Below are 1,949 nucleotides of genomic sequence, written 5' to 3'. Positions count from 1 at the left end.
GAAGAAGATGGTTGCGGCGAGCGCCCACCTTACAATTTATAGCGTTTATTTATGTCCACCTACTTACCTACTTTGACTAATTAAGTAGGAACTTTTTCCAGAATTAACTTAGACCGTTTAACTGGTTCTGGGACAACAATCGGATAATCCCCCGTGAAACAGGCCGAACAGAAATTATTAGAATCTTCCTTAGTCGCCTTCAACATTCCTTCTCTACTCAAGAAAGCTAAAGAATCAACCCCAATTTGGTTGGCAATTTCTGCTACTGATTTCGTAGCAGCAATTAACTGATCTTGGTTATCGGTATCAATTCCGTAAAAACAAGGGTGAGTGACGGGTGGTGACGAAATTCTCATGTGAACTTCAGTAGCACCGGCATCTCGCAAAGCTTTAACAATTTTTTTGCTAGTAGTACCTCTCACAATTGAGTCGTCTACCATGATTACTCGCTTACCCTCTAAGACATCTTTAAGAGGGTTGAGTTTCATCTTAATTCCTGATTCTCGCATTGTCTGAGTTGGCTGAATAAATGTGCGTCCAACGTAGCGATTTTTAATCAGTCCCTCAGCATAAGGAATCCCGGAAACTTGGGAAAAGCCAATGGCGGCGGGAATTCCAGAATCAGGAACGCCGATGACAATATCAGCATCAATGGGCGATTCTTCTGCTAGTTTGCGCCCGATTCTGAGCCTGTAGCTATACAAACTTTCGCCTTCCATTATGCTGTCTGGTCGAGCAAAATAAATCATTTCAAAGATGCAAAGTTTTGGCTTTGGTTGTTGACTCCAGTGGAAGGAAGCCATACCATCTTCGGTGATCCAAACTAATTCTCCTGGTTCTACATTTCGCAAATATTCGGCACCAATGATATCTAAGGCGCAGGTTTCTGATGCTAAGACGTAGCGGATGGGATTTGTACCTAAAGTGCCAATTACAAGGGGACGCACGCCGTAGGGATCGCGTACTCCCATTAAGCCTGCGGGGGTGCCGATGACTAAACTAAAGGCTCCCGTGCAGCGATGAAAGGCGCTGATTGCGGCTTCTAACCAGTCTTTGCCATCGTCTACTTCTAGTGCGATCGCCACTGCTATCATCTCTGAATCTGTTGTACTTACAAAATTGCAGTTGCGGTTTAGCAATTCTTCGCGTAAGACACCAGTATTGACAAGATTGCCATTATGTGCTAGAGCCAAGGAACCTAAGCGGGTTTTCACAACAGCAGGCTGAGCATTCACAACCTTTGATGAGCCTGTAGTAGAGTAGCGAGTGTGACCAACTCCTATGGTTCCAGGCAGGTGACTTAAGCAGGATTCATTGAAGACTTGGGAGACTAGGCCCATATCTTTGTGCAAATGCACATTTTCACCCTCAAATGTGGCAATTCCTGCTGATTCCTGACCCCGATGTTGTAAGGCGTACAGACCAAAGTATGTCATTTTAGCGACATCTTCACCGGGGGCACAGATACCGAAAACACCGCAAGCTTCTTCTTGCTTGTCGGATGCCAAATTTTCGTCAGCCGCGAGGGGATGGTTGGGGATCATGGTATGGCTTGGTTCCTAATACAGGATCGTGGGTTAGTGGGAGGCTCTGAAAGCTGAATGCTGTCCGGCGCAGCCGCCGCGCAGTTTAATTATTTCTTAATGTTCCCATGAAATAGGCATTAACTCACATCCTATGCCTGTAGGCAGATGCTAAGGGGCGTTCGATGGCATGGTAAGCGATCGCACATATTTCCAATTGTAACGTTAGTTAACGATTAGCGATCGGGGGGATTTCCCCCAAATTCAGATGCGGGACTCCCACAATCGGCTCTTTCGGCATCCTGTGGTAAAATGTATCAGATACTACATTTTACTAGGTTGCGAGCAATGGATCTTCACTTAGATATTTTATTAAATTTACCGAATGTAAGTGTTTTTACTTGTTATGATCGAGAAGGATTCAAG

Annotated in this window: 1 protein-coding gene; it reads right to left on the bottom strand. The window is 45.0% G+C overall.

All coding sequences use genetic code 11. From position 1 onward, the window contains the following. Nucleotides 1-80: 80 nt before the first annotated feature. A complete protein-coding gene (gene purF, locus PN499_RS15105) occupies nucleotides 81-1,544 on the bottom strand; it encodes an amidophosphoribosyltransferase (RefSeq protein WP_272032815.1) in 1,464 nt (487 codons plus the stop codon). Nucleotides 1,545-1,949 lie beyond the last annotated feature (405 nt).

This window comes from Kamptonema animale CS-326, assembly GCF_028330895.1.
Lineage (GTDB): Bacteria > Cyanobacteriota > Cyanobacteriia > Cyanobacteriales > Microcoleaceae > Kamptonema > Kamptonema formosum.
Note: the sequence above shows the minus strand (reverse complement) of the source record. Positions and strands in the feature narration are given on the sequence as shown.